This is a genomic window from Marinobacterium rhizophilum (assembly GCF_024397915.1).
In the GTDB taxonomy this organism is placed as follows: Bacteria; Pseudomonadota; Gammaproteobacteria; order Pseudomonadales; family Balneatricaceae; genus Marinobacterium_A; species Marinobacterium_A rhizophilum_A.
Window position 1 is genome coordinate 2394391 of record NZ_CP073347.1, and the last position, 25615, is coordinate 2420005.

24 protein-coding genes are annotated in these 25615 nt (G+C 62.7%); 3 read left to right on the forward strand and 21 right to left on the reverse strand.

Annotated elements, in window-relative coordinates; all coding sequences use genetic code 11:
* Positions 1-51 precede the first annotated feature (51 nt).
* From KDW95_RS10815 to yacG, 3 genes are read left to right on the forward strand one after another with little or no spacing between them, the layout of a single operon-like run.
* Positions 52-933: a prepilin peptidase gene (locus tag KDW95_RS10815; RefSeq protein WP_255856278.1), complete on the forward strand. Its 882-nt coding sequence runs from the start codon at positions 52-54 to the stop codon at positions 931-933.
* Between the two features lie 38 nt (positions 934-971).
* Positions 972-1580: a dephospho-CoA kinase gene (gene coaE, locus KDW95_RS10820; RefSeq protein WP_255856279.1), complete on the forward strand. Its 609-nt coding sequence runs from the start codon at positions 972-974 to the stop codon at positions 1578-1580.
* A complete protein-coding gene (gene yacG / locus KDW95_RS10825; protein WP_255856280.1) occupies positions 1577-1798 on the forward strand; it encodes a DNA gyrase inhibitor YacG in 222 nt (73 codons plus the stop codon). Before coaE ends, yacG begins: the two co-directional genes overlap by 4 nt.
* 23 nt (positions 1799-1821) lie before the next feature.
* On the opposite strand, the gene KDW95_RS10830 is transcribed toward yacG, so the two are convergent.
* The 21 genes from KDW95_RS10830 to rsmH form a co-directional block, all read right to left on the reverse strand.
* A complete protein-coding gene (locus KDW95_RS10830) occupies positions 1822-2769 on the reverse strand; it encodes a Nudix family hydrolase (protein ID WP_255856281.1) in 948 nt (315 codons plus the stop codon).
* A gap of 68 nt (positions 2770-2837) precedes the next feature.
* The gene (gene argJ / locus KDW95_RS10835) at positions 2838-4052 is read right to left on the reverse strand and encodes a bifunctional glutamate N-acetyltransferase/amino-acid acetyltransferase ArgJ (protein ID WP_255856282.1); all 1215 of its coding nucleotides are present in this window, start codon (positions 4050-4052) and stop codon (positions 2838-2840) included.
* An 85-nt stretch (positions 4053-4137) separates the two neighbouring features.
* Positions 4138-6897, reverse strand: a complete 2760-nt coding sequence (gene secA / locus KDW95_RS10840; protein ID WP_255856283.1) for a preprotein translocase subunit SecA — start codon at positions 6895-6897, stop codon at positions 4138-4140.
* A gap of 204 nt (positions 6898-7101) precedes the next feature.
* Positions 7102-8016: a UDP-3-O-acyl-N-acetylglucosamine deacetylase gene (gene lpxC / locus KDW95_RS10845; RefSeq protein WP_255856284.1), complete on the reverse strand. Its 915-nt coding sequence runs from the start codon at positions 8014-8016 to the stop codon at positions 7102-7104.
* A gap of 109 nt (positions 8017-8125) precedes the next feature.
* The gene (ftsZ, locus tag KDW95_RS10850) at positions 8126-9325 is read right to left on the reverse strand and encodes a cell division protein FtsZ (protein ID WP_255856285.1); all 1200 of its coding nucleotides are present in this window, start codon (positions 9323-9325) and stop codon (positions 8126-8128) included.
* A 92-nt stretch (positions 9326-9417) separates the two neighbouring features.
* Positions 9418-10710: a cell division protein FtsA gene (gene ftsA, locus KDW95_RS10855; protein WP_255856286.1), complete on the reverse strand. Its 1293-nt coding sequence runs from the start codon at positions 10708-10710 to the stop codon at positions 9418-9420.
* A gap of 4 nt (positions 10711-10714) precedes the next feature.
* Positions 10715-11515, reverse strand: a complete 801-nt coding sequence (locus KDW95_RS10860; RefSeq protein ID WP_255856499.1) for a cell division protein FtsQ/DivIB — start codon at positions 11513-11515, stop codon at positions 10715-10717.
* A gap of 5 nt (positions 11516-11520) precedes the next feature.
* The gene (locus tag KDW95_RS10865) at positions 11521-12501 is read right to left on the reverse strand and encodes a D-alanine--D-alanine ligase (protein WP_304941583.1); all 981 of its coding nucleotides are present in this window, start codon (positions 12499-12501) and stop codon (positions 11521-11523) included.
* Complete coding sequence (locus KDW95_RS10870; RefSeq protein WP_255856287.1) at positions 12494-12652, reverse strand: hypothetical protein; 159 nt, start codon at positions 12650-12652, stop codon at positions 12494-12496. The genes KDW95_RS10865 and KDW95_RS10870 overlap by 8 nt, the downstream gene beginning before the upstream one ends.
* Entirely contained in the window at positions 12645-12803 is a 159-nt protein-coding gene (locus tag KDW95_RS10875) for a hypothetical protein (protein WP_255856288.1), read from the reverse strand. Before KDW95_RS10875 ends, KDW95_RS10870 begins: the two co-directional genes overlap by 8 nt.
* On the reverse strand, positions 12796-12954 hold the full coding sequence (locus KDW95_RS10880; protein ID WP_255856288.1) for a hypothetical protein: 159 nt from the start codon (positions 12952-12954) through the stop codon (positions 12796-12798). Before KDW95_RS10880 ends, KDW95_RS10875 begins: the two co-directional genes overlap by 8 nt.
* Positions 12947-14377, reverse strand: a complete 1431-nt coding sequence (gene murC / locus KDW95_RS10885; protein ID WP_255856289.1) for a UDP-N-acetylmuramate--L-alanine ligase — start codon at positions 14375-14377, stop codon at positions 12947-12949. Before murC ends, KDW95_RS10880 begins: the two co-directional genes overlap by 8 nt.
* A gap of 439 nt (positions 14378-14816) precedes the next feature.
* The gene (gene murG, locus KDW95_RS10890; protein ID WP_255856290.1) at positions 14817-15902 is read right to left on the reverse strand and encodes an undecaprenyldiphospho-muramoylpentapeptide beta-N-acetylglucosaminyltransferase; all 1086 of its coding nucleotides are present in this window, start codon (positions 15900-15902) and stop codon (positions 14817-14819) included.
* Positions 15899-17119 carry a putative lipid II flippase FtsW gene (gene ftsW, locus KDW95_RS10895; RefSeq protein ID WP_255856291.1) on the reverse strand — a complete coding sequence of 407 codons (1221 nt, stop codon included), beginning with the start codon at positions 17117-17119 and terminating at the stop codon, positions 15899-15901. Before ftsW ends, murG begins: the two co-directional genes overlap by 4 nt.
* Positions 17113-18471 carry a UDP-N-acetylmuramoyl-L-alanine--D-glutamate ligase gene (gene murD, locus KDW95_RS10900; RefSeq protein WP_255856292.1) on the reverse strand — a complete coding sequence of 453 codons (1359 nt, stop codon included), beginning with the start codon at positions 18469-18471 and terminating at the stop codon, positions 17113-17115. Before murD ends, ftsW begins: the two co-directional genes overlap by 7 nt.
* A gap of 122 nt (positions 18472-18593) precedes the next feature.
* Positions 18594-19676: a phospho-N-acetylmuramoyl-pentapeptide-transferase gene (mraY, locus tag KDW95_RS10905; protein ID WP_255856293.1), complete on the reverse strand. Its 1083-nt coding sequence runs from the start codon at positions 19674-19676 to the stop codon at positions 18594-18596.
* Complete coding sequence (locus KDW95_RS10910) at positions 19677-21059, reverse strand: UDP-N-acetylmuramoyl-tripeptide--D-alanyl-D-alanine ligase (protein WP_255856294.1); 1383 nt, start codon at positions 21057-21059, stop codon at positions 19677-19679.
* Positions 21056-22555, reverse strand: a complete 1500-nt coding sequence (locus KDW95_RS10915; RefSeq protein WP_255856295.1) for a UDP-N-acetylmuramoyl-L-alanyl-D-glutamate--2,6-diaminopimelate ligase — start codon at positions 22553-22555, stop codon at positions 21056-21058. The genes KDW95_RS10910 and KDW95_RS10915 overlap by 4 nt, the downstream gene beginning before the upstream one ends.
* 1 nt (position 22556) lies before the next feature.
* The gene (locus KDW95_RS10920; RefSeq protein WP_255856296.1) at positions 22557-24275 is read right to left on the reverse strand and encodes a peptidoglycan D,D-transpeptidase FtsI family protein; all 1719 of its coding nucleotides are present in this window, start codon (positions 24273-24275) and stop codon (positions 22557-22559) included.
* The gene (ftsL, locus tag KDW95_RS10925) at positions 24265-24675 is read right to left on the reverse strand and encodes a cell division protein FtsL (protein ID WP_255856297.1); all 411 of its coding nucleotides are present in this window, start codon (positions 24673-24675) and stop codon (positions 24265-24267) included. Before ftsL ends, KDW95_RS10920 begins: the two co-directional genes overlap by 11 nt.
* On the reverse strand, positions 24672-25610 hold the full coding sequence (gene rsmH / locus KDW95_RS10930) for a 16S rRNA (cytosine(1402)-N(4))-methyltransferase RsmH (protein ID WP_255856298.1): 939 nt from the start codon (positions 25608-25610) through the stop codon (positions 24672-24674). The genes ftsL and rsmH overlap by 4 nt, the downstream gene beginning before the upstream one ends.
* Positions 25611-25615: the final 5 nt, after the last annotated feature.

Sequence of the window (25615 nt, forward strand, 5' to 3'; positions counted from 1 at the left end):
CCCCGGAACCTGTCGTTAGTGCAGGACTCCGGGGCCGATCAGAATCCTTTTATGCATATCGAGCTGCTGGATACACCTAACTTCGAGGGACTTGCCCTTGTCGAAACCACACTGGCGTTTGTTCTCTCACTGCTTGTTGGCAGCTTCCTGAATGTCGTTATCCATCGCCTTCCCCTGATGATGGAGCGGGAGTGGCAGGCCATGGCGGCCGGAGCCGACGAAAACCCGCACAACACTGACGACGGCACCTTCAACCTGGCAACACCCGCATCCCGCTGCCCCCATTGCCAGCACCGAATCCGCTGGTACGAGAATATCCCGCTGGTCAGCTACATGGCACTGCTGGGCAAATGCTCGGCCTGCTCTGCGCCGATATCGGTACGCTACCCGGTGGTCGAACTTTTCACCGCCCTGATCAGCAGCTATATCATCTGGCACTTCGGCGCCAACCCGGTGGGGTTCAGCCTGGTGGCGTTCAGCTGGGCCCTGATCGCCCTGACCTTCATCGATATCGATCACCAGCTGTTGCCGGACCGCATTACCTTGCCCCTGATCTGGCTGGGGCTGATTCTTAACAGCTTCACGCTCTTTACGACCCTCGAGTCAGCCCTCTGGGGCGCCGTGATCGGTTACCTGGCGCTCTGGTCCATTTACTGGCTGTTCAAGCTGATGACCGGCAAGGAAGGCATGGGCTATGGCGACTTCAAGTTGCTGGCAGCCCTGGGCGCCTGGTGTGGCATCGAACAGCTGCCACTGATCATCCTGGTGTCCTCGGTGGTGGGCATACTGCTGGCCATGACACTGATGCTGCTGCGCAAGCACCAGATCGCCAATCCGCTGCCCTTTGGCCCTTACCTCGCCATCGCCGGCTGGATCGCCATTATCTGGGGTCGCCCGATCACCGAAGCCTACCTGCAACTGTTCAGGTTCTAGCCCATACAGTTCGCGCAACTCCGCAGGAAACATAACTCATGTTAGTAGCAGGACTGACCGGCGGTATTGGCAGCGGCAAAAGCGCTGTCGCCCGGCTGATACAGGAACAGGGCATCACCGTTATCGATGCCGACGAGGTGGCACGGGAGGTTGTCGCCCCGGGCGAAGCGGCACTGGCGCAGATAGCAGCGCATTTTGGTGCCGAGGTATTGCATGCCGACGGCACCCTGGACCGCGCCCGCCTGCGCCAAATCATCTTCGCCCAAACGGATGCCCGCCTCTGGCTCGAAACCCTGCTGCACCCGCTGATTCGGGAACGAATCCAGTCGTCGCTGCAGGCCGCTACGTCCGCCTACGCCCTGCTGGTATCGCCGCTGCTGCTGGAGACAGACCAGCATCGCCTGGTGGATCACGTTGTCGTGGTGGATGTTCCCGAGCAGACTCAGCTTGAGCGCACCACCGCACGCGACCGGAACAGTACGGACCAGGTGAAGCGCATCATGGCAGCGCAGCTCGATCGCGGCGCCAGACTTGCCAGAGCCGACAGCATCATCGACAATTCAGGCGACCTTCAATCCCTGCGCGCCAAGACACTGCAGCTCCATCAGACATTGCTGCAGCTGGCGCAAGACCCGAGAGATACATGACCAGCAAGACAAAGACCATCAAGTGCCCACAGTGCGGCAAGCCCAGCATCTGGAGCCCCGAGAACAAGTTCCGTCCGTTTTGCAGCGAGCGCTGCAAGCTGATTGATCTTGGCACCTGGGCCAATGAGGAATATCGCATTCCCACGACCCCTTCCGAAGATGACTACAGCACCGGCATGGATGACGATGAGCGTCCGCATACCCCGACACGTCATTAAAACGGCAGCAACTCGGGCCGGCGTCAGTCCCACCAGGCGCTGATAGCCGCCACGCCCTGCCCCCCCTGGGCCCAGGCGGTTTCCAGGTCAGCCTCAGCCATACCCCCGAGCGCGTAAACCGGCAGCGTGGCCTGCGCACAGAGCCGTGCAAAGCCCGGCCAGCCCAACAGCTCGGCTTCAGGATGCGAAGGGGTAGGCGCCACCGGTGACAGGGTGACGAAATCCAGCCCCAGTTTGGCGGCACGGGACAGCTCTGCTTCATCGTGACAGGAGGCGCTGAGCCACTCGCCCTTAAAAGCATCGCGCCCGCTGAGCTGCGCCAGGCGGTGGCGGTTCAGATGCAGCGCCCGTGCTTCAAGCCGGTTCGCCAGCGCCAGATCGCAGTTGACGGCCAGGGTCGCACCGGCGGCGTCACACAGCCCCAGCAGCTGCCGGTACAGCTCACAAAAATCGGCATCCGCCAGCTCCGGCGCGCGCAACATGACCCAGCGCAGCCCCATTGCCAGCGCGCGCTCGGTGCGGGCCACATACTCAGCCGGGGCTTGCGCTGTGCCTGTAATCAGCAATCGCGCAGGCAACCTGGCCGCAGCCAGGATGGGACGGTTCGCGGCCGGGAAGCGGTAATCGGACAACTCTGCGGTATGGACCCAGCGCACCGGCTGACCTTCGCGGCCGTGGGCTTGACCGTCGAAGGCGTCCACCACAAAGACATCCAGCAACACCGACTTGTCCGCATAATGATGCGGTATCTGGATCAGCGGACGTGCCCGGCGCACCTCGATGCCCAGTTCTTCGTGCAGCTCGCGAGCCAGGGCATCAGCAGCGGACTCACCGGCTTCCACCTTGCCCCCGGGAAACTCCCAGAGCCCGCCCTGGTGCTTGTCATCGGGCCGCCGGGCCAGCAGGATACGCTGGTCCCTGTCCAGAATCACGGCCGCAGCCACGTGAATCAGGCGTCGTGTGGTAGTCATGGGGGAAGTGCCTTGAGATACGGGCGCACCGTGCGACCCGCAACGGGCCCACGGCGCTTGCCTGTCAGTTAGCTGCGGTAATCCGCGTTAATGCGCACGTACTCTTCGGAGAAGTCCGTGGTCCAGACGGTTTCGCTGGCATCACCGCGGGCCAGTACCACGCGGATCAGGATCTCTTCCTGCTGCATGACACCCTGGCCCGCAGCCTCGGTATAACCTGGCGAGCGGCCACCGTTTTCGACAATGCAGACATCATCCAGATACAGTTTCAGCGCCTCCAGGTCGAGCCCCTCGATACCCGCACGGCCAACTGCCGCGAGGATGCGGCCCCAGTTCGGATCGCTGGCAAAGAGCGCCGTTTTGACCAGCGGCGAGTGGGCGATGGTATAGGCGGTCTGCAACGCTTCGGCGGACGTACGCGCGCCCTCCACCTGGACGGTGACAAACTTGGTCGCGCCTTCGCCATCGCGTACGATGGCGTGGGACAGTTCCAGCAGTACCGACTCCACCGCCGCCGTGAACTGCGCCAGCAGATCCGCATCCTGCTCATCGACCACAACACCGCTCTGGCCGGTCGCGACCAGCATGCAGCTGTCGTTGGTCGAGGTATCGCCATCAATGGTGATGCGGTTGAACGACTTGTCCGCGGCCACGCCCAGAATGCGCTGCAGCAGCGGTGCGGCCACTGCGGCATCGGTACCGATATAGGCCAGCATGGTCGCCATGTTCGGCATGATCATGCCGGCACCCTTGGAAATACCCGTCAGGGTCACGGTTTTGCCAGCGTACTCGAACTGACTGGACGCCGCCTTGGGACGGGTATCGGTCGTCATGATGCCACTGGCGGCCTCTTCCCAGGCGTTTTCATCCAGTGCCGCCAGTGCCGCCGGCAGGGCCTGCACGATCTTGTCGACCGGCAGCTTCTCACCGATAACACCGGTGGAAAACGGCAGTACGCGCTCGATCGGTTGCTCCACCAGCTGTGCCAGCGCCTCGCAACAGCGGGTTGCATCCTGCATGCCCTCGGCACCGGTGCCGGCATTGGCGTTGCCGGTGTTGGTCAGCAGGTATCGCGGCGCGGACGCCAGGTGACGCTTGGCAATCTGCACGGGCGCTGCGCAAAACGCGTTGAGGGTAAAGACGCCAGCAACGGTGGCGCCCTCGCACAGCTCCATCACGACCAGGTCCCTGCGGCCTGGTTTCTTGATGCCCGCCGAAGCGATGCCAATACGCATGCCCTTGACAGGGTGCAGCGTGGGTAAGGTTCCGGGACCTACAGCCATAACCATTTAATCCTCAAAAGATACCGGTCAGGCGCAACTCCGGGGCTCAAAGCCCGGCGCAGTGCGCCTGCACCTGTGCGAATGCTTAGCTCAACTGACCGTGACACTGCTTGAATTTCTTGCCCGAACCACAGGGGCAGGGATCATTGCGCCCAACCTTGGGGGCATCGCGCACGAAGGTCTCGACCTGGGCTTCATCCTGCTCCCGGGCTGCAGTTTCAGCACCCTGCGGCTGCGGCTCTTCCTGCATGGCACTGCTGGCGTCATGCTGGTAGTTCATCTGCTGGCGCTGCGCCTGCTCGCGGCGCTGCTGTTCAACCACTTCCACTTCCTCGGGCTGGCGTACCTGCACGTGGCTCAGCACCTTGACCAGATCGCGCTTGATATGATCAAGCAGCTCCTGAAACAGCTGGAAAGCCTCGCGCTTGTATTCCTGCTTCGGGTTTTTCTGTGCATAGCCGCGCAGGTGAATGCCCTGGCGCAGCTGGTCCATGGTTTGCAGGTGTTCTTTCCAGAGCGTATCCAGCACCTGCAGCATGACCTGCTTCTCGAAGGTGCGCATGCCCTCGGCGCCCACCAACGCTTCCTTCTGACGGTAGCTTTCGTTGATCGCGTTAATGATTTTCTCGCGCAGACCCTCTTCATGCAGGCCGTCGTCTTCGTCCAGCCACTGCTGCAGCGGCAGCGCTATGGCAAACTCGCTTTGCAGGGATTTCTCCAGCCCCTCGACATCCCACTGCTCCGCCAGGCTTTGCGGCGCTATGTATTCACTGATAGCGCCATCCACCACCTCGGCCCGCACCTCGGCCACGATATCGGAGATATCATCGCTGGCCATCAGTTCGTTGCGCTGACGGTAGATCACGCTGCGCTGATCGTTGGCGACATCATCGTATTCCAGCAGGGATTTGCGGATATCGAAGTTGCGGCCTTCCACCTTGCGCTGAGCCTTCTCGATGGCGTTGCTGACCATCTTGTGCTCGATCGCCTCACCCCGTTCCATGCCCAGCGCCTGCATGAACTGGCGCACGCGCTCGGAGGCAAAGATGCGCATCAGGTCATCTTCCAAAGACAGGAAGAAACGGGAGGAGCCCGGGTCACCCTGGCGACCGGCACGGCCACGCAGCTGATTGTCGATGCGACGGGATTCGTGACGTTCGGTACCCAGGATGTGCAGGCCACCGGCCTCGACCACCTGGTTGTGGCGCGCCTGCCAGGCCGACTTTACCGCCGCCAGCTGCGCATCCGTCGGGTTTTCCAGCGCCGCGATTTCCACGTCCAGCTTGCCACCGAGCATGATGTCGGTACCACGACCGGCCATGTTGGTGGCGATGGTCACCGCACCGGGACGCCCGGCGTCAGCAATGATGCCGGCTTCCATGGCGTGGTTCTTGGCGTTAAGTACGCTGTGCTTGAGGCTCTGCTTGTTGAGCAGGGTCGATATCAGCTCGGACGACTCGATCGATGCCGTACCCACCAGCACGGGCTGACCCTTTTCCTGGCACGACTTGATTTCCTCGATAATGGCTTCGTACTTCTCTTCCATGGTGAGGAAGACGATATCGTTCTGATCCACGCGGGAGACGGCGCGGTTGGTCGGGATCACCACCACATCGAGGCCGTAGATCTGGTTCAGCTCGAAGGCTTCGGTATCGGCGGTACCGGTCATGCCGGCGAGCTTGTCGTACAGACGGAAGTAGTTCTGGAAGGTGGTGGAGGCCAGGGTCTGGCTTTCGAGCTGAACCTGAACCCCTTCCTTGGCTTCCACCGCCTGGTGCAGCCCCTCGGACCAGCGGCGCCCCGGCATGATGCGGCCAGTGTGCTCGTCGACGATGACCACCTGGTTGTCCTGCACGATGTAGTCGATATCGCGCTGGAACAGGTTGTGCGCCCGCAGGGCTGCCAGCACGTGGTGCAGCAGGCTCAGGTTACCCGGCGCATACAGGCTTTCGCCCTCGCCCAGCAAATTGTTGCTGACCAGAATTTCCTCGACCCGCTGATGACCGGCTTCGGTCAGCTCAACGGTGCGGTTTTTCTCGTCAACGGCAAAATGCTCGCTGATAACCTGGGTATCGTCCTTGGGGTCGATCTCGCCTTCAAAGCGCTTGAGCTCGGGAATCAGGGTATTGATCTTGCGGTACATCGCCGAGCTGTCTTCGGCGGGGCCGGAGATGATCAGCGGTGTACGGGCCTCGTCGATCAGGATGGAGTCGACCTCATCGACCACGGCGAAGTTGAAGTCACGCTGCACCTTGTCGGCCAGGCTGAAGGCCATGTTGTCGCGCAGATAGTCGAAACCGAATTCGTTGTTGGTGCCGTAGGTAATATCGCTGGCATAGGCATCACGCTTGACCTGCTGATCCTGCCCCGACAGCACCACACCGACACTCAACCCCAGACCTTCATAGAGCGGGCGCATCCAGTCGGCGTCGCGGCGTGCCAGGTAGTCGTTGACCGTGACCACGTGCACGCCCTTGCCGCTGAGCGCGTTGAGGTAGACCGCGAGCGTTGCCACCAGCGTCTTGCCCTCACCGGTGCGCATTTCGGCCACCTTGCCCTCATGCAGGGCAATACCGCCAACCATCTGCACATCGAAGTGACGCAGGCCCAGGGTACGCTTCGACACTTCACGCACGACCGCAAAGGCCTGGGGCAGCACCTGTTCCAGACTTTCGCCCTGATCGAGGCGCTGGCGAAAAGTGACGGTCAGCCCACGCAGGTCCTCGTCACTGAGCGGTTCCATTTCGGGCTCAAACGCGTTGACCTGTTCGACGATCTTGCCCATGCGCTTGAGTTCCCGGTCGTTCTTGCTCCCGAAAACCTTCTTCAATAGTGATGTCAGCATAATCCGAATTTCAACCAGTTGAATACAAAGACTTTTACGCGCGTGCCACGAAAAACAACTCGACATTCTACCCATATTGGGGCGCCGAGTAGAATTTTAAACGTAATTATTTTGCGACAGCCCGCAATCCGTCTCGCCCAAACGCAGTCAGGCCGGGCAAAAGCCCGGCCTGACTGTGTGCAAACGGCAAAAGAGGCGTGGAAATCAAACGGCCCGGGCCGCCTTGGCGTAGGCGATCGGCGCCTGGACACTATCATCCTCGAAGGTGACGATCTCCCAGGCATCCGGGGTTTCCAGCAGCTTGCGCACCAGCATGTTGTTCAGGTAATGCCCCGACTTGTGCCCGACAAACTCACCGATCAGGCTCTTGCCCGCCAGGTAGAGATCGCCCACCGCGTCCAGAATCTTGTGCTTGACGAATTCGTCGTCGTAGCGCAGGCCTTCGGTGTTCAGAATACGGTGTTCATCGACCACGATGGCATTGTCAAAACTGCCGCCCAGCGCCAGGTTCTTCGAGCGCAGGTACTCGATATCACGCATGAAACCGAAGGTCCGGGCCCGGCTCACTTCACGCACGAAGCTGGTGCTGGAGAAATCCAGGCAGGCTTCCATATTGCGATCACTGAACGCCGGATGATCGAACTCGATGGTAAAGCCCACCTTGAAGCCGTCAAACGGCCTGAAGGTCGCCACCTTGTCGTCGGCGCTAAAACTGACCTCGCGCGTGATGCGGATAAACTGCTTGGGCGCATCCTGTTCCAGGATACCGGCGGACTGGATCAGGAACACAAAGGGCGCGGCGCTGCCATCCATGATCGGCACTTCTTCGGCACTCAGCTCCACCCAGGCGTTGTCGATACCCAGGCCCGCCAGGGCCGACATCAGATGTTCCACCGTCGCCACCCGGGCACCGTTTTGCGACAGGTTGCTCGACAGCGTGGTATCCACCACCAGGTCCGCCCGGGCCTGAATTTCCACCGCAGGCTCCAGGTCGACGCGGCGAAAGCGAATACCGGAGTCGGCCGGCGCAGGCCTGAGCGTCAGGTACACCTTTTCCCCGGTGTGCAGCCCGATCCCCGTCGCCTTGATGCTGTTCTTCAAAGTACGCTGTCTGATCATGCCGTTAACCACACCCGGTGCCGCCCGTTTAGGCGGCGAATAGTAACAAAGGCGCGCAGAGCGGCGCAAACCGGGCCGGGCCTCAGGCGCCCGGCCGGAACAGCCCGCATCAGTCCGCCTGACGGCGCAGGAAGGTCGGGATATCCAGTGCGCCATATTCGCCCTGGGGGTTATTCCCACCCTGGCGCAGGGACGCCCGCGGCGACTCCGCATCCGCCGGTGCAACCGGCTCATCCAGCATGGCTTCCTGGCGCTTGCGACGCAGAACGGTCGGCAACTCGATCTCCTGCATGTTCAGGCCGCCATCGGGCTTGTAGTTGCTGTTGCTGCTGACAACGCGGATTTCTTCCGGGCGCTTGTCCAGTCCGGTCGCAACCACGGTCACCTTGAGATCATCGGTCATCTCCGGGTCGATAACGGTGCCCACCACGATAGTGGCGTTATCGGAGGCGTACTCCTCGACGATATTGCCCACTTCGGTAAACTCGCCCAGGCTCAGGTCCAGACCGGCGGTGATGTTGACCAGAATGCCGCTGGCACCCTTGAGATCCACATCTTCCAGCAGCGGGCTCTTGATGGCCGCTTCCGCCGCCAGCGTTGCACGGTCTTCACCGCGGGCAATACCGGTGCCCATCATCGCCATGCCCATTTCGGACATCACGGTACGCACGTCCGCGAAGTCGACGTTGATCATGCCCGGGCGGGTGATCAGATCGGCAATACCCTGCACGGCGCCCTTGAGCACATCGTTTGCCGTGTTGAAGGCATTCAGCAGGCTGCAGTTGCGACCCAGCACCTGCATCAGCTTTTCGTTGGGAATGATAATCAGGGAGTCAACGCACTCGCGCAGTTCACGAATGCCCTCTTCCGCAATTTTCATGCGTTTGCGACCTTCGAACGGGAATGGCTTGGTCACCACCGCCACCGTCAGGATCCCCAGCTCGCGCGCCACTTCCGCCACGATCGGTGCCGCCCCGGTGCCGGTGCCACCGCCCATGCCGGCGGTGATGAACACCATATCGGCACCACGGATCATCTCGCAAATGCGCTCGCGGTCTTCGATCGCCGCCTGGCGACCCACGTCCGGGTTCGCCCCGGCGCCCAGGCCCTTGGTGAGTTCATTGCCAATCTGCAGCACAGAACGCGAAGCGGAGTTGCTCAGCGCCTGGGCATCGGTATTGGCACAGATAAATTCAACGCCATCAACGTCACTGCTCAGCATGTGGTGCACAGCATTGCCGCCGCCACCGCCCACGCCGACGACCTTGATTATTGCGCTTTGTGGTACGTTATCAAGTAATTCAAACATATCCCCTTCCTCCGTTATAGCGCCTGCCAACTACACATTCCGGCACCGTCAAATTCTAAAAATCGTTGTCACTCCAAGGCCGCTTCAGCGCCTCAGAAATTTCCCTGAAACCATGTTTTCATGCGGCCCAGCACGGACCCGACACTCGGCAGTGCGGGCATCTGGACCGGGTTTCGCCGCGGCAGCTCCTGCATGGAACTGCGCGCCGACAGTGCCGGCAAGTGGTTCGCCGGTGCCTGGTACTGGTGTTCCTGGCGCGCATAGTGCAACAGGCCGGTACCGGTGGCATAGATCGGATTTTTCAGCACGTCCTCCATGCCGAACACGCCGCTGGGTACCGCCAGGCGCACCGGCATATGGAAGATTTCCTCGGCCAGTTCCACCGCGCCTTCCATCTTCGCGCTGCCGCCCGTCATGACGAGCCCGGCCGCCACCAGGTCCTCGAAGCCGCTGCGACGCAGCTCGGCCTGAATCAGCGAAAACAGTTCGTCGTAGCGCGGCTCCACGACTTCGGCCAGGGCCTGGCGGGACAGGTCCCGCGCCGGGCGATCCCCCACGCTCGGAACCTTGATGGTTTCGTTTACCCCCGCCAGCTGAGCCAGGGCGCAGGCGTACTTGATCTTGATCTGCTCGGCATGGGGCGTCGGTGTGCGCAGCGCCATGGCGATGTCGTTGGTAACCTGGTCACCGGCGATCGGAATCACCGCCGTATGGCGGATGGAGCCGCCGATAAAGATGGCGATGTCGGTGGTGCCGCCGCCGATATCCACCATGCAGACACCCAGCTCCTTCTCGTCGTCGGTCAGCACCGCGTAGCTCGAGGCCAGCTGTTCGAGCACCACGTGATCGACTTCCAGGCCGCAGCGACGAATGCACTTCTCGATGTTCTGCACCGCGTTGATGGCACCGCTGACCAGGTGTACCCGGGCCTCCAGCCGCACACCGGACATGCCCAGCGGCTCGCGGATGCCCTCCTGGTTATCGATCAGGTATTCCTGGGGCAGGATATGCAGGATTTTCTGGTCCGCCGGGATGGCCACCGCCCGCGCCGCATCGATCACCCGCTCGAGGTCATGCTCGGTCACTTCCCGGTCCTTGACCGCGACGATGCCGTGGGAGTTCATGCTGCTGATATGACTGCCGGCGATTCCCACCGTGACCGAATGGATCTTGCAGCCGGCCATCAGCTCGGCCTCTTCCACCGCCCGCTGAATCGAGCTGACGGTGGATTCAATGTTCACCACCACGCCACGCTTGAGCCCGCGGGACGGCTGGGAGCCGACGCCGATAATTTCAATGCGTCCGTCCGGGCCAACTTCGCCCACCAGGCAAACCACCTTGGAGGTGCCGATATCGAGCACCACGATCATGTTGCTGTCAGACATAGTTCTAACCCGCTTTCTCATCTGTATCCGGCCTGGGACGCCATTTGACGGCCACACCGTTGGTATACCGAATATCTACCTGTTCGATCTGCTCCGCGTGCTCGGCAAGCCGCTGTGGGTAGATCTGAATAAATCGTGCCAGCCGCTCCGTAACCCGCTCGCGGCCGACCACCACCCGCATGCCATTGGCCAGCTCCAGCGTCCAGGCGCCCCGGGCCTCCAGCGACAGCCCCCTGAGCTTCAGGCCCGCGCCCTGAAACATGCGGTTGAGATCATGAAACTGCGCCATCACCCGCCCGGTATCGCTGGCCGGCCCGTTGAGCCGCGGCAGGGATTCGTACTCGGGCTTGAGCTGCGGCCAGAAGATGTCGCCCTCGTGATTCAGCAACCCCTTGTCGCCCCAGCGTGCCACCGGCACTTCCTCGTCAATCTGTACCTCGATCGCCGGCGGCCAGTCACGGCGGATCCTGGCCCCGTGTACCCAGGGGTCATCCAGCAACTTCTCGCGCACCCGCACCAGGTCCAGCTGCAGCAGTGGCGCATTCAGCCCCGCCGCGAGCCGCCGGGCCAGCTCCGCCTTGTCCAGGTGGCGGGCATCGCCCAGCACCCGCACCTGGGTGACCGGCTGGTCGAGCCAGCGCCAGACCTGCTGGACCAGGGCGCTGCACAGCCCGGCGAAAATCGCCAGCGACAGCAGTATCAGTACCAGCCGGACCAGCCCGCGGGACCCGCCCGCTGCAGGCCCGGCTCCGGACGCAGCGGCATCCGGCACCGGCACTGCCGATGTCCGTCGCCCCTGTGCCATCGCTGTCACGCAGCGCTCCGCAGAATTCGCACCACCAGCTCCTCAAAGCTGATACCCGCGTGCTGCGCCGCCATGGGCACCAGGCTGTGATCCGTCATGCCGGGCGCCGTGTTGACTTCCAGCAACTGGAAGCGGCCCTCGGCATCCTGCATCACATCGATGCGCCCCCAGCCACGACAGCCAATAACCGCGAAGGCTTCGCAGGCCAGTGCCTGCAAGCTCGCCGCCTGGTCGTCATCCAGACCATGCTCGAACAGGTAGCGGGTGTCGTTGGCTTGGTATTTGGCGTCGTAGTCGTAAAATTCGTGTGGTGTTTCAAGACGAATCACCGGCAGTGCCGCACCCTCCAGTACCGCCACGGTGAATTCGGCACCGGTCAGCCACTGCTCGGCGATAACGCTGCGGTCATACCGGAGCGCTTCGCCCAGTGCGCTTTCAAACTGGGCGCGGTCACACACCTTGCTCATGCCGATGCTGGAGCCTTCGTGAGCCGGCTTGACCATCACCGGGTAGCCCAGGCGACGCTCGGCCTCATCCAGCATGTCCGCCGACGACAGCACCGCAAAGCGCGCCGTGGGCAGGCCGGCGCCGACGAACAGCTGCTTGCTGCGCAGCTTGTCCATGCCCAGTGCAGAGGCCTCAACGCCGCTGCCGGTGTAGGGAATGCCGAGCATTTCCAGTACGCCCTGAATCACGCCGTCTTCGCCGCCACGGCCATGCAGGATCAGAAAGGCCCGATCAATCGGCTGTGCCTGCAGTTGGGTCACCGGGCACAGCTCCTGGCTTTCGCCATAGAGATCGATGCCAAAGGCATCGACGCCGGCACGGGACAGGGCGCTCAGCACCGCAGCACCGCTTTTCAGCGACACCGCGCGCTCGGCGGAATCTCCTCCCATGATTACCGCGACACGTCCGAAACCGGCAGCCTCGGCGGCGGAAATCTGAAAATCGACAGCGCTTGCCATGGTGTTTCCCCCGTCAGTCATGGGTCAGGCTCGATAGAGTGCGTTCATGGGCCTGGCCCGCGGAATTGCCCGCTCCCAGGAACATCACCGCGACAGGTCGGAAACCGGCAGCCTCGACGGCGGAAATCTGAAAATCGGCAGCGCTTGCCATGGTGTTTCCCCCGTCAGTCATGGGTCAGGCTCGATAGAGTGCGTTCATGGGCCTGGCCCGCGGAATTGCCCGCTCCCAGGAACATCACCGCGACAGGTCGGAAACCGGCAGCCTCGGCGGCGGAAATCTGAAAATCGGCAGCGCTTGCCATGGTGTTTCCCCCGTCAGTCATGGGTCAGGCTCGATAGAGTGCGTTCATGGGCCTGGCCCGCGGAATTGCCCGCTCCCAGGAACATCACCGCGACAGGTCGGAAACCGGCAGCCTCGGCGGCGGAAATCTGAAAATCGGCAGCGCTTGCCATGGTATTTCCCCCGTCAGTCATGGGTCAGACTCAGAGAAGTCAGTTCATGGGCCAGGGCCGTGATATTGCCCGCCCCCTGGGTCAGCAGCAGGTCGCCGGGGCGCAGAATATCGCGCAGTACATCGGCCACCTGCTCGTTGTTTTCGATATAGACCGGATCGACCCGCCCGCGCTGGCGGATACTGCGGCACAGGCTGCGGCTGTCGGCACCGGTGATGGGCTCTTCACCGGCGGCATAGACTTCCATCAGCAGCAGGGTGTCAACCTCGGTCAGCACCTGCACGAAGTCCTCGTACAGGTCACGGGTACGGCTGTAGCGGTGCGGCTGATAGATCATCACCAGCCGGCGATCGGGCCAGCCATCGCGCACGGCGCGGATGGTGGCTTGCACTTCCCGCGGGTGATGGCCGTAGTCATCGACCAGCATGGCGCTGCCGCCATCGACAGGCAGTTCACCCAGCACCTGGAAACGACGACCCACACCTTCGAACTGCTCCAGCGCGCGGCAGATGGCGGCATCACCAATGCCCTCGTCCGTTGCCACGGCGATGGTCGCCAGGGCGTTGAGCACATTGTGCTTGCCCGGCATGTTGAGGCTGATTTCAAGGTCGGCATGGCCGTCCGGGCGCTGCACCCGAAAACGGGTACACATACCGCTCTGGCGGACATCGACAGCGCGGTAATCCGCCTCGTCGTTAAAGCCGTAGGTCAGCATCGGTCGACCGATCTCGGGAATAATGTCACGTACCACTTCATCATCGCTGCAGACCACCGCCAGACCGTAGAACGGCAGGTTATGCAGGAAATCGACAAAGGTCTTTTTCAGGCGATTGAAGTCACCCTCGTAGGTGTCCATGTGATCGGCGTCGATATTGGTGACGATCGCCACCATCGGCTGCAAGTGCAGGAAGGACGCATCGCTTTCATCCGCTTCAGCCACCAGGTAACGGCTGCCGCCCATCTTGGCGTTGGTGCCGGCACTGTTGAGACGGCCACCAATAACAAAAGTCGGGTCCAGCCCACCCTCGGCCAGCACCGACGCGATCAGGCTCGTGGTGGTGGTCTTGCCATGGGTGCCGGCCACGGCGATGCCGTGGCGATAGCGCATCAGCTCTGCCAGCATTTCGGCGCGGCGAATTACCGGTACCCGACGTTCGCGCGCCGCCATGACTTCAGGGTTCTGCTCGTTCACCGCGGTGGAGGTCACCACCACGTCGGCCCGTTCAACATGCTCCGCCGCATGGCCGATGAAAATCCCGGCACCCAGCGACTCCAGCCGCGCGGTGGTGGCGGACACACGGATATCGGAGCCGGTTACCGCATACCCCTGGTTGAGCAGCACTTCGGCGATACCGCACATGCCCACGCCGCCAATGCCGACAAAATGGATGCTGCGAATACGCCGCATTTCGGGAACTTCAAACACTGTCGGGCTCTTGTGCATCTGGTTACTCACTTTCAAACGCTGTCAGGCTTTTGTGCGTCTTATTCATTTCATGGTGTCCAGGCAGATTCGCGCCACAGACCCAGGTACTTCAAACACTGCCGGGCTCTTGTGCATCTGGATACTCACTTTCAAACGCTGTCAGGCTTTTGTGCGTCTTGTTCATTTCATGGTGTCCAGGCAGATTCGCGCCACAGACCCAGGTACTTCAAACACTGTCGGGCTCTTGTGCATCTGGTTACTCACTTTCAAACGCTGTCAGGCTTTTGTGCGTCTTGTTCATTTCATGCTGTCCAGGCAGATTCGCGCCACAGACCCAGGTACTTCAAACACTGTCGGGCTCTTGTGCATTAGATCACTCACTTGTCGATTGCCTGGCAGATACGTGCCACGTCGCCAGGCACTTCCAATACGGTCAGATTCCTGCGCACCAGGTCTCTCATTTCATCGTCTCCAGGCAGATGCGCGCCACGGCCCGGCTGGCGTCCGGCCGGCCCTGCGCGCGCGCGATCGTTGCCATGCCAAGCAGCGTGTCCCGGCTGCTTAGCTGATCAAGCAGGTTTTTCAGCGCAGCCTCATCCAGGTCGCGCTGCTGAATCAGCCGGGCCGCCCCCGGCCCCGTCAGGTAGCCGGCATTGCCGGTCTGGTGATCGTCCACCGCGTAGGGGAAAGGCACCAGCACGGCCGCGACACCGGCAATCGACAGCTCGCTCACCGTCAGGGCGCCGGCCCGGCACAGCACCAGATCGGCCCAGCCATAGGCCTCGTCCATGCGATCGATAAAGGGAACCACCTCGGCCTGGACACCACAGTCGCGATAGAGCGCCTGGGTTTCGTCCAGCAGTTTTTTACCCGTCTGGTGCCGCACCAGCGGGCGCTGCTCCGGCGCCAGGGAGGCCAGCACCCGCGGCAGCAGCGTATTGATCGCCCGGGCACCGAGACTGCCGCCGACCACCAGCAGGCGCAGCGGCCCGGTACGCCCCTGCATCCGCTCCTGTGGCGGCGCCAGGTCCAGAATGGCACCCCGCACAGGGTTGCCGGTCAGGGTGACATCGCGGCCAGCCCCAAAGGCCCCGCCGAAGGCTTCGAGCACCCGGGTCGCCATGCGCGCCAGAATGCGGTTGGTCATGCCGGCGATAGCATTCTGTTCATGGATCACCAGCGGGCGCCCCTGCAAGCGCGCCGCCAGGCCGCCGGGGCCCGCGGCAAAACCACCCATGCCCAGCACCAGGTCGGGCTTGTACCGGCGCAGCACGCCCCAGGCCTGCCAGAGTGCGCGCAGCAGGCGCAGCGGGGCCAGCGCCAGGCTCAAGCGACCCTTGCCACGCAGGCCCGCCACATCAATGCAATGCAGCTTGATACCGGCCGCCGGCACCAGGTCCGACTCGATGCCCCGCTGGGTACCGAGCCACTCCACCTGAACGCCTTCACGCTGCAGTTCCCGGGCCGTCGCCAGCGCCGGAAACACGTGACCGCCCGTTCCGCCGGCCATCACCAGCACTTTTTTTCCCTGCCAGGCCGTCATGTCGCCGACTCCGCTACTTGTGTCCCGGCACGGGCGCGACGGCGCCTCGGACGCTGCGCCTCGACCGCCAGACGCTGGGTTTTCAGTTCAAAATCGATTCGTTGCACGATGGCAATCATGGCGCAGCACACCAGCAGACTGCTGCCACCGTAACTGAGCAGCGGCAGCGTCAGCCCCTTGGTGGGCAGCGCGCCGACATTCACGCCGATGTTGATCAATGCCTGGCCGGCAAAAATAAAGCCGAAGCCGTAGGCCGCGTACGCCATGAAAAACTCTTTCTGCTTTTCGGCCTGACGCCCGATCAGGAAGACCCGCGCCACCAGCAGCACATAGAGGCCAATCACCAGCAGTGCGCCAATCAGGCCGAATTCTTCCGCCAGCACCGAGAACACGAAATCGGTATGGGCCTCGGGCAGGTAAAACAGCTTCTGCACGCTGCTGCCAAGCCCGGTTCCGAACCAGTCGCCGCGGCCAAAGGCGATCTGCGCCTGGGACAGCTGATAGCCGGCGCCAAAGGGGTCGGACCAGGGGTCCTGGAAGGACTTGAGACGCTCCAGGCGATAGGGCTGGGCAATCGCCAGTACCGCAATCAGTGCACCGGCGCCGCAGGTTACCAGCAGAAACTGCCCGAAACGCATGCCGCCCAGGAAGATCATGCCCATGACCGTACCCATCAGCACCACCGCCGCACCGTAATCCGGCTCCATGATGAGCAGGAATACCAGAATACCCAGCGGCAGCGCGGGCTTGGCCACGCCGGTCCAGCGGCTGCGTACCTCGGACAGGCGCCGCACCAGGTATCCGCTGAGATAGAGCACCATGAAGAACTTGGCGATCTCCGAGGCCTGCAGGTTGATCGGCCCAAGACCGATCCAGCGCCGGCTGCCGTTCACCTCGCGACCCACCCCGGGAATCAGCACCAGCAGCAACAGCAGCAATGCCACCAGCAACAGCACAGGGCCCAGGCGGTGCCAGAAGGCCAGCGGGATGCGTGAGACGATCAGCGCCAGTACCAGTGCCAGCACCATGAAGATGCCGTGGCGAACGCTGAAGAAGAAAGCGCCACCAAAGCGCTCGGCGGCGACATCCATCGACGCCGAGGTGATCATGACAAAGCCGGTCAGTACCAGGCTGACGGCAGCCAGCAGCAGCCAGGGGTCGAACGGAACCGTCCCTGTCTGTTGTGGTTGCAGCGCCTGCCAGTACTTCATCAGCATGCCAGTGCCCTCACCGCCGTAACGAAGGTTCGGCCGCGCTCGGGATAACCGCTGAACATGTCAAAGCTGGCGCAAGCCGGTGACAGCAGCACGATATCACCAGCCCGGGCCAGGGCAGCGGCCTGCTGTACCGCATCCGCCATGGACGTCGCGTACACCCGTTCCACCGTGCTGATGGCGGCATCAATGCGCGCGGCGTCGCGGCCGATCAGCACCAGCGCCCGGGCATAGCGATTAAGCGGTTCATCCAGTTCGCCAAACTCGGCGCCCTTGCCGTCGCCACCGGCGATCAGCACGATGCCGGCGCCCGCCGCCAGGGTCGGCCCCAGCCCGTTCAGTGCCGCCACCGTGGCACCGACATTGGTGCCCTTGGAGTCATTGACGTAGGCCACACCGGCGACATCGGCGACCCACTCGCAGCGGTGTTCGAGACCGCCAAAGCTGCGCAGCGCCTGCAGCATGGCGGGCATCGGCAGACCCGCCGCCTGGCCGATGGCCAGCGCCGCCAGGGCATTGCTGACATTGTGGGTACCACGAATGCGCAATTCGCTCACCGCCAGCAGCCGCTCGCGCCCCAGGGCCAGCCAATCCTGCCCGGCCTCGTCCTGCAACAGGCCAAAGCGCTTCAGGTCAGGCGTACCCAGGTGATATAGCCAGGTGTCCACGCCCTTGGGCAACAGCGGATGGGTCAGCGGGTCGTCCCTGTTCTCCACCACCTTGCGGGCACCACGGAAGATGCGGTGCTTGGCCCGGTAGTAATCCTGCACGCTGTCGTAGCGATCCAGGTGATCGGGGCTGATATTCAGCACCGTGGCCACTTCGGCCCGCAGGTCTGACGTTGTTTCCAGCTGAAAGCTCGACAGTTCCAGCACATAGAACGCCTGCTCGCCGCCCGCCAGCATGTCCAGCACCGGCGTTCCCAGGTTGCCCCCCACGCCCACATCGATACCGGCGGCTGCCGCCATATCACCCACCAGGGTGGTCACGGTGCTCTTGGCATTGGAGCCGGTGATCGCGATAACCGGGGCACTGATGGCACGGCAGAACAGGTCGATGTCACCGCTCAGCCGCACGCCGGCGTCTACCGCCTGGCGAATCGCCGGGTGACTCTGGGCAACCCCCGGGCTCAGTACCAATTCATCAGCCCTGGCCAGGAAGTCGCCGTCCAGCTCGCCGCAGTGCAGCTCGACATCAGGTGCAAAGGCACGCAACTCGTCGAGGCCCGGCGGCGCTGCACGTGTATCCACGACCGCAAAGCGACGGCCCAGGCGCTGCAAATGCCGCGCACAGGAGAGCCCGGTCTTGCCCAGACCGATCACCACTGTCAGCCGATCACTCGAAATCAGACTCATTTAGCTGCCGTTTCCTTTTGCATGACCATCTATACCCCTGCCACTTGAACCTTGTCCTTGCCACTTGCGCCTTGCATCTTGAACCTTGCGCCTTGCCACTTGCGCCTTGCCACTTGCTCCTGCTACCTGATCTTCAGCGTCGCCAGGCCAATCAGTACCAGCACCACGGTGATAATCCAGAAGCGCACGATCACCCGTGGCTCCGGCCAGCCTTTCAGTTCGAAATGGTGGTGGATCGGAGCCATGCGGAAGATGCGCCGGCCCGTCAGTTTGAACGAGGCCACCTGCAGGATCACCGATACCGTTTCCATCACGAAAACGCCCCCCATGATCACCAGCACCAGCTCCTGGCGCACGATGACCGCCACGGTGCCCAGCGCAGCTCCCAGGGCCAGGGCACCGACATCCCCCATGAACACCTGGGCCGGGTAGGTGTTAAACCACAAAAACCCGAGTCCTGCGCCGACGATGGCACCACAGAAGATAATCAGCTCACCGGCACCGGCGATGTAGGGAATATTCAGGTAGCTGGCGAACTGGCTGTGGCCGGTCAGGTAGGCAAAGACCGCCAGGGCGCCGGCGACCATGACGGTCGGCATGATGGCCAGACCGTCCAGGCCGTCGGTCAGGTTGACGGCGTTGGAACTGCCGACAATGACGAAGTAGGTGAAAACGATAAAGAAGATGCCAAGATCCAGCGCCACTTCCTTGAAAAAGGGCACGATCAGGGTCGTTTCAGCCACGCCGGGGGCGGTCACGTAGAGCGCAGTCGCAGCCCCGATTCCACCGACGGACTGCCAGAAATACTTCCAGCGTGCCGGCAGGCCACGGGAATTCTTTTCCACCACCTTGCGCCAGTCGTCAACCCAGCCCACGGCGCCGAAGATGAAGGTCACGCCCATCAGTATCCAGACGTAACGGTTGCCAAGATCACTCCACAAAAAAGTACTGATGCCGATCGCCAGCAGGATCAGGCCGCCGCCCATGGTCGGGGTGCCGGCCTTGCTCAGGTGGGACTGGGGGCCGTCATTGCGCACGGACTGGCCGATCTGGCGGTTCTTCAGCAAGCTGATCAGGCGCGGGCCCGCAAACAGCGAGATCGCCAGCGCTGTCAGCACACCGAGGATGCCGCGCAGCGTGATGTATTGAAACACAGCAAAGCCTTTAAAATACTGTGTCAGAAATTCGGCAAAAATAACCAGCATCTAGTGAGATTCCCCTTGCGTCAGGCCGGATACGACCTGATCCATAGCGGCGCTGCGCGACCCCTTGATCAGCAGGGTCAGCTGCGCATGCGCCAGTGTAATAAGTGCACCGGTCAATTCAGCCCGGCTGTCAAAGTCCCGCCCATCAAGGCCTGCCTCGGCGCTGTAGGCCGCAATCGCATGCCGGCACAGCGGCCCGGTGGCATAGAAGTGATCCAGGCCCGCAGCCGCTGCATAGACACCAATGTCAGCGTGCTGCTGCGCGGCATCCGCACCCAGCTCCGCCATGTCACCGAGCACCAGAGCCCGCTTGCCCGGCAGGCTCGCCAGGACATCAATGGCTGCTTTCACGGACGCCGGATTGGCGTTGTAGCTGTCATCAATCACCTGGCAGCCGGCCACGCCCGACCGGGGCTTCATGCGCCCTGCCACCGCTTCGAAGCGTTCCAGCCCCCGCACGATCAGACTAGGCTCCAGCCCCGCCGCAAAGGCCGCCGCCGCCGCCGCCAGGGCATTGGCCACGTTGTGCCGCCCCAGCACTTTTAGCTGCACCGCGGCACTTTGCCCGCCCAGCACCAGGTCAAAACCATGGCAACCGCTGGGCTGCAGGAACAGGCCCTGTGCCGTGACATCCACATCGCTGCGTTCAATGCCAAAACTCAGCACCCGTCGCTCCTCGAGCTGGCGCAGCCAGATATGCGCATGGGGGTCATCGGCATTCACGATCGCCGTACCGCCGGCGTTCAGGCCATTGAAAATCTCGCCCTTGGCCCGGACCACACCCTCGAGTGACCCGAAGCCTTCAAGGTGTGCACCAAAGGCATTGTTCAGCACCGCCACATCGGGCCGCGCCAGGCGGCAGACATAATCGATCTCGCCCGGACCGCTGGCCCCCATCTCGATCACGGCATAGCGGTGCTGCTGTTCGAGCTCAAACAGGGTCAAGGGCACACCGATGTCATTGTTCAGGTTGCCCCGGGTTGCCAGGGTCTGGCCTGCGCCGGACAGTATGGTAGCAAGCATTTCCTTAACGGTAGTTTTACCGCTGCTGCCGGTGACCGCGATCAGGGAGCCGGCAAAAAAGGTGCGATTGTATTGTGCAATGGCACCGAGCGCGAGTCGTGAATCAGCGACAACCAGCTGCGGCAAGTCCAGCGGCAACAGGCGCTCTACCACGGCAGCGATGGCCCCCTGACTCCGGGCCTGGTCAACAAAGTCGTGGGCATCGAAGTTTTCACCGCGCAGCGCGACAAACAGGTCGCCTGGCTGAATCCGGCGGGTGTCCGTACTGACCCTGCCGACACGAACGCCGGTGCCATCGGCACCCTCAAGCCGCGCGTCCAGCACCTGTACCAGTTCGCCAAGACTGAAAGTTCCGATCATGACTGCGCCCCTTGCTTGCGTGCCGCCAGCGCCTGCTGCGCAACCTGCTGGTCGCTGAACGGGCGGCGCTGGCCATTGATTTCCTGATAGTCCTCGTGCCCCTTGCCGGCAATCAGCACGATATCCCCCGCCGACGCCCGGGCCAGGGTCTGGCCGATGGCCAGGGCTCTGTCCGGCTCGACGCTGCAGGGCCGCGCGCTGTCGACGCCCTCCTGAATCATCGCGATAATGACCTCCGGCGCTTCGGTGCGCGGGTTGTCACTGGTAATCACCACCTGATCCGCCAGTGCCGAGGCGACAGCGCCCATTTGCGCGCGCTTGCCGGTATCGCGATCACCGCCACAGCCAAACAGGCACCAGAGCTGGCCCCGGGCATGCTCCACCAGGGCCTGCAGCGCCTTTTCCAGCGCGTCCGGCGTATGTGCGTAGTCGACCACCACCAGCGGCAGCTCACCGCCGCCAAAGCATTCCATCCGACCGCACACCGGGCTCAGGCCGTTAAGCCCCTGCTGTAACTGCGCGGCATCGAGCCCCGCCAGCTGCAGCACCGCGGCACTGAGCAGCAGATTACTGAGGTTGAAGTGCCCCAGCAGGCGGTTCTGTATTGCCATCTCGCCCAGGGTCGTGTGCAGCTGCAGCTGCATGCCGCGGCTGTTGAGCTGATAGCTGACCGGGTACAGGTCGGCGTCATCCGTCATGCCGAATGCCAGTACCTGGCGGGCATCCGGATAGGGCCGTGCAAGCAGGCTGCGGCCAAAGGGGTCGTCGGCATTGATGGCCAGCAGGGGCACCTGCATGGACTCCAGCAGGCGCGCCTTGGCGTCACCGTAGGCCTGCATCGAGCCGTGGTAGTCCAGATGATCCCGGCTGAGGTTGCTGAAAGCGGCAACATCAAAGGCGACACCCTCGACGCGCCCCTGCTCCAGCGCATGGGATGACACCTCCATCACCACGGCATCTGCGCCCTGGCGGCGCAAATCGGCCAGCAGGCGTTGCAGCGCGATCGGGTCCGGCGTGGTATGACTCGCCGGGGCCAGGGCATCGATAAAGCCGTTACCCACGGTACCAATCAGCGCGGTACGCCGGCCGGCCTGGTTCAGCGCCTGGGCAATGTAATGCGCGCAGGAGGTCTTGCCGTTGGTGCCGGTGATGCCAATCATCAGCATGGCTCGACTTGGTTCGCCATAGAACAGCGATGCCAGCGGGCCGATTCGCCGCGCCAGGCCAGCCAGCGCCAGTACCGGCACGCCGAAGTCCGTATCGGCAAGCGCGGCGCGCTCGGTCTCATCCACCAGCACGGCAACGGCGCCAGCTTCGACGGCTGCCGGAATAAAATCCAGGCCACGGTGTGCCAGCCCCGCCCGGGCGAAAAACAGGTCGCCAGGCACCAGGGTACGGCTGTCCTGCGACAGCCCCCCGATAACGAGCGAAGCCAGAGGGGTGTCAACCGCCTCTGGCAGGAGCTGTTGCAATGTCCATTGCGCTGTTGCAGTCATGCTATTTCATTGCCACCCGCTTGCTGTCGTTCTGGTCCGGCCAGGCATCCGGCGCCACATTCAGCAGGCGCAATGCACCGGCCGCAATACGGGAAAACACCGGCGCCGCCACCTCACCGCCGAAGTATTCCTGCCCCTTGGGATTATCCACCATCACCACCATCACCAGTTCCGGGTTTGCCACCGGTGCAACGCCCGCAAAAACCGACACATACTGGTCGGCGATATAGCCGCCACTGCCAATCTTGTGCGTAGTGCCGGTTTTGCCGGCGATGCGATAGCCCGGCACCCGGGCCCGGGTGCCGGTACCGCCGCTGTTGGTCACGGTTTCCATCATGGCCAGCACTTCATTGGCGACTTTTTCAGGCATTACCCGTGTCATGGGGGCAGGTTCGCTCTGCTTGAGCAGTGATATCGGCCGAATCAGGCCGTTGCTAGCAAAGGGGATATAGGCATGGGCCAGCTGCAGCGGGGTCACCGACAGTCCGTAGCCGTAGGACATGGTCGCCCGCTCAACCACCTGTTTTTCCGCCACATAGGGCAGGGACCCCGACTGCTCGCCCGGAAAGCCCGTCCCAGGCACCTGCCCGAGGCCCACATTGGTCATCAGGTTGCGCACCGCATCACCGTGCATGCTCAGGGCCAGCTTGGTCACACCGACGTTGCTGGACTTGGTAATAATGCCCGTCAGATCCAGGGTACCGTAGTTGCGGTGGTCGCGGATGGTGTGTCCCTTGAGACGGATATAGCCGGGCGATACATCCACCGGCGTATCGGCCTCGTACTGCCCACTCATCAGGGCCGCCGCCACGGTAAGGGACTTCATCGGCGAGCCCGGCTCGAACAGGTCCGTCAGCGCGCGGTTGCGCAGCGCGCTGCTGCTGAGCTTGCTGCGATCATTCGGGTTATAGGAGGGCTGATTCACCATGGCCAGCACTTCGCCGGTGTGGGCATTGAGCACCACCACCGCCGCACCGTCGGCCTGATGCACCTGCACCGCCGCCTTCAGCTCGCGATACGCCAGGTACTGCAGGCGCAGATCAATGCTCAGCTGCAGGTTGCGACCGGGATCAGGCTCTTCCACCGAGCGGATGTGCTTGATGGTACGGCCCAGGCGATCCTTGAGTACCAGCTTGCTGCCGGGATCGCCGCGCAGCCAGTCATTGTAGGCCAGTTCCATGCCTTCCTGGCCTTCACCGTCTACGTTGGTAAAGCCGACCAGGTGGCTGGTAACCTCGGCCGCCGGGTAGTAGCGCTTGTACTCCCGATCCACGTGCACGCCCGGCACCCGCAGCGCCGCGACCTGCTGCGCCAGCTCCGGCGACACCTGGCGACGCAGGTAGATGAACTGGCGGGATCTGAACTCGTTCAGACGGCCCAGCAACTCGTCACGGTCCAGCTCCAGCAGCTGGGCCAGGCGCCCGAGGGACGGGTGATTCAGATCCGCCTTGCCAGGATCTGCCCAGATGGTCGCCACGGGCGCACTCACCGCCAGGGGTTCGCCATTGCGATCGGTAATCTGGCCACGGTGCGCCGGGATCAGCATGGTCCGCAAGGTACGGGCATCCCCCTGGCTCTGTAAAAAGGCCTGGTCCTGGCCGTACAGGGAGAACAGCTTGAATAGGATTGCGGCTGCGATCACCGCCAGCAGCGCAAACAGCAGCATCAGGCGCCAGCTTCGGGCAGCCTGGTTGTCGACCTTGGCGGGATCAGGGCTCATGGCGCACTATCTCGATCATGCCGGGGCCGGGCACCAGCATGGCCAGGCGCTTGCTGGCGATCTGCTCGATACGATTATTCGCCGCCCAGGCGCTTTCCTCCAGCACCAGCTGCCCCCATTCCACCTGGAGTTCATCCCAGTTGGCAACCAGGTTCTGGTGCTGATTGAACAGAATGCGGTACTGATAGGCGCTGAAGATTACCGCCATGGCACTGCCGACCAGCAACAGCGCCAGCACGATCAGCACCGCTGCCGGACGCGCCAGTTCCGCCGCACTGAACAGGCGTAGCGGCGGGGCATCGGCAGAGGTTGCCTTCGCCGATGCCCCGCCACCGGGATACAGTGCCCGCAACCGTTTCAGGGGCCGAAACTGGCGCCAGTCCATGGCTGGAAGCTTCACTTTATGCGCACCGCTATGCGCATGACCGCACTGCGTGCACGGGGGTTCTTGTCGACTTCAGCAGGGCTGGCCTTGATGGCCTTGCCCACCGATTTTAGCCGCTGGTTCAGCATATCCTGCGTCACCGGAATTCCCCGGGGCAGGTGTTCGTCACCCTTCACATGCTTGCGCATGAAGCGTTTAACGATGCGGTCTTCCAGTGAATGAAAGCTGATCACCACCAGGCGGCCACCTATCGACAGCAAGTCCAGCGCCTGGTCCAGGCAACGTTCCAGATCTTCAAGCTCACGGTTGATATGAATCCGAATAGCTTGAAATGCCCGCGTTGCCGGATTTTTCCCCTTCTCCCAGGCCGGGTTTGCTTCCGCGATAATTTTGGCCAACTGCGCCGTGGTGGTGATCTGCACCTCTTGGCGCGCCGCGACAATGGCGCGCGCCATACGTCTGGCAAAGCGCTCTTCACCGTAGGTGAAAATCACATCCGCCATTTCCTTTTCGCTGGCCGTCGCGATCCATTGCGCCGCGCTCTGGCCCACATCAGGGTTCATCCGCATATCCAGCGGACCTTCGTTCAAAAAGCTGAAGCCTCGCGCCGCATCGTCCAGCTGGGGCGAGCTCACGCCCAGGTCCAGCAAGATGCCGCCGACCTTGCCCGCCAGGTTGCGCGCCCGCACGTACTGATCCATATCCGCGAAGGAGCCGCGCTCGATCTCGAATCGCGGCTCATCACCAAAACGCTCACCGGCATAGGTGATCGCCTCGGGATCCTTGTCGATCGCCAGCACGCGGCCGCTGGCCTGCAACTGTTGCAAAATCAGCCCGCTATGACCGCCTCGCCCAAAGGTGCCATCTATATAGAAGGCATCCGGGTCCTGCACCAGCGCCTCGACGGCCTCGTGCAGCAATACGGTGGTGTGACTGAAATCCTGTATCATTCGCG

What these genes read in the sequence shown, in the direction of transcription:
- KDW95_RS10815 (WP_255856278.1), top strand. Translation starts at nt 52, where the DNA reads ATGCATATCGAGCTGCTGGATACACCTAACTTCGAGGGACTTGCCCTT.
- coaE (WP_255856279.1), top strand. Translation starts at nt 972, where the DNA reads ATGTTAGTAGCAGGACTGACCGGCGGTATTGGCAGCGGCAAAAGCGCT.
- yacG (WP_255856280.1), top strand. Translation starts at nt 1,577, where the DNA reads ATGACCAGCAAGACAAAGACCATCAAGTGCCCACAGTGCGGCAAGCCC.
- KDW95_RS10830 (WP_255856281.1), bottom strand. Translation starts at nt 2,769, where the DNA reads ATGACTACCACACGACGCCTGATTCACGTGGCTGCGGCCGTGATTCTG.
- argJ (WP_255856282.1), bottom strand. Translation starts at nt 4,052, where the DNA reads ATGGCTGTAGGTCCCGGAACCTTACCCACGCTGCACCCTGTCAAGGGC.
- secA (WP_255856283.1), bottom strand. Translation starts at nt 6,897, where the DNA reads ATGCTGACATCACTATTGAAGAAGGTTTTCGGGAGCAAGAACGACCGG.
- lpxC (WP_255856284.1), bottom strand. Translation starts at nt 8,016, where the DNA reads ATGATCAGACAGCGTACTTTGAAGAACAGCATCAAGGCGACGGGGATC.
- ftsZ (WP_255856285.1), bottom strand. Translation starts at nt 9,325, where the DNA reads ATGTTTGAATTACTTGATAACGTACCACAAAGCGCAATAATCAAGGTC.
- ftsA (WP_255856286.1), bottom strand. Translation starts at nt 10,710, where the DNA reads ATGTCTGACAGCAACATGATCGTGGTGCTCGATATCGGCACCTCCAAG.
- KDW95_RS10860 (WP_255856499.1), bottom strand. Translation starts at nt 11,515, where the DNA reads ATGGCACAGGGGCGACGGACATCGGCAGTGCCGGTGCCGGATGCCGCT.
- KDW95_RS10865 (WP_304941583.1), bottom strand. Translation starts at nt 12,501, where the DNA reads ATGACTGACGGGGGAAACACCATGGCAAGCGCTGTCGATTTTCAGATT.
- KDW95_RS10870 (WP_255856287.1), bottom strand. Translation starts at nt 12,652, where the DNA reads ATGACTGACGGGGGAAACACCATGGCAAGCGCTGCCGATTTTCAGATT.
- KDW95_RS10875 (WP_255856288.1), bottom strand. Translation starts at nt 12,803, where the DNA reads ATGACTGACGGGGGAAACACCATGGCAAGCGCTGCCGATTTTCAGATT.
- KDW95_RS10880 (WP_255856288.1), bottom strand. Translation starts at nt 12,954, where the DNA reads ATGACTGACGGGGGAAATACCATGGCAAGCGCTGCCGATTTTCAGATT.
- murC (WP_255856289.1), bottom strand. Translation starts at nt 14,377, where the DNA reads ATGCACAAGAGCCCGACAGTGTTTGAAGTTCCCGAAATGCGGCGTATT.
- murG (WP_255856290.1), bottom strand. Translation starts at nt 15,902, where the DNA reads ATGACGGCCTGGCAGGGAAAAAAAGTGCTGGTGATGGCCGGCGGAACG.
- ftsW (WP_255856291.1), bottom strand. Translation starts at nt 17,119, where the DNA reads ATGCTGATGAAGTACTGGCAGGCGCTGCAACCACAACAGACAGGGACG.
- murD (WP_255856292.1), bottom strand. Translation starts at nt 18,471, where the DNA reads ATGAGTCTGATTTCGAGTGATCGGCTGACAGTGGTGATCGGTCTGGGC.
- mraY (WP_255856293.1), bottom strand. Translation starts at nt 19,676, where the DNA reads ATGCTGGTTATTTTTGCCGAATTTCTGACACAGTATTTTAAAGGCTTT.
- KDW95_RS10910 (WP_255856294.1), bottom strand. Translation starts at nt 21,059, where the DNA reads ATGATCGGAACTTTCAGTCTTGGCGAACTGGTACAGGTGCTGGACGCG.
- KDW95_RS10915 (WP_255856295.1), bottom strand. Translation starts at nt 22,555, where the DNA reads ATGACTGCAACAGCGCAATGGACATTGCAACAGCTCCTGCCAGAGGCG.
- KDW95_RS10920 (WP_255856296.1), bottom strand. Translation starts at nt 24,275, where the DNA reads ATGAGCCCTGATCCCGCCAAGGTCGACAACCAGGCTGCCCGAAGCTGG.
- rsmH (WP_255856298.1), bottom strand. Translation starts at nt 25,610, where the DNA reads ATGATACAGGATTTCAGTCACACCACCGTATTGCTGCACGAGGCCGTC.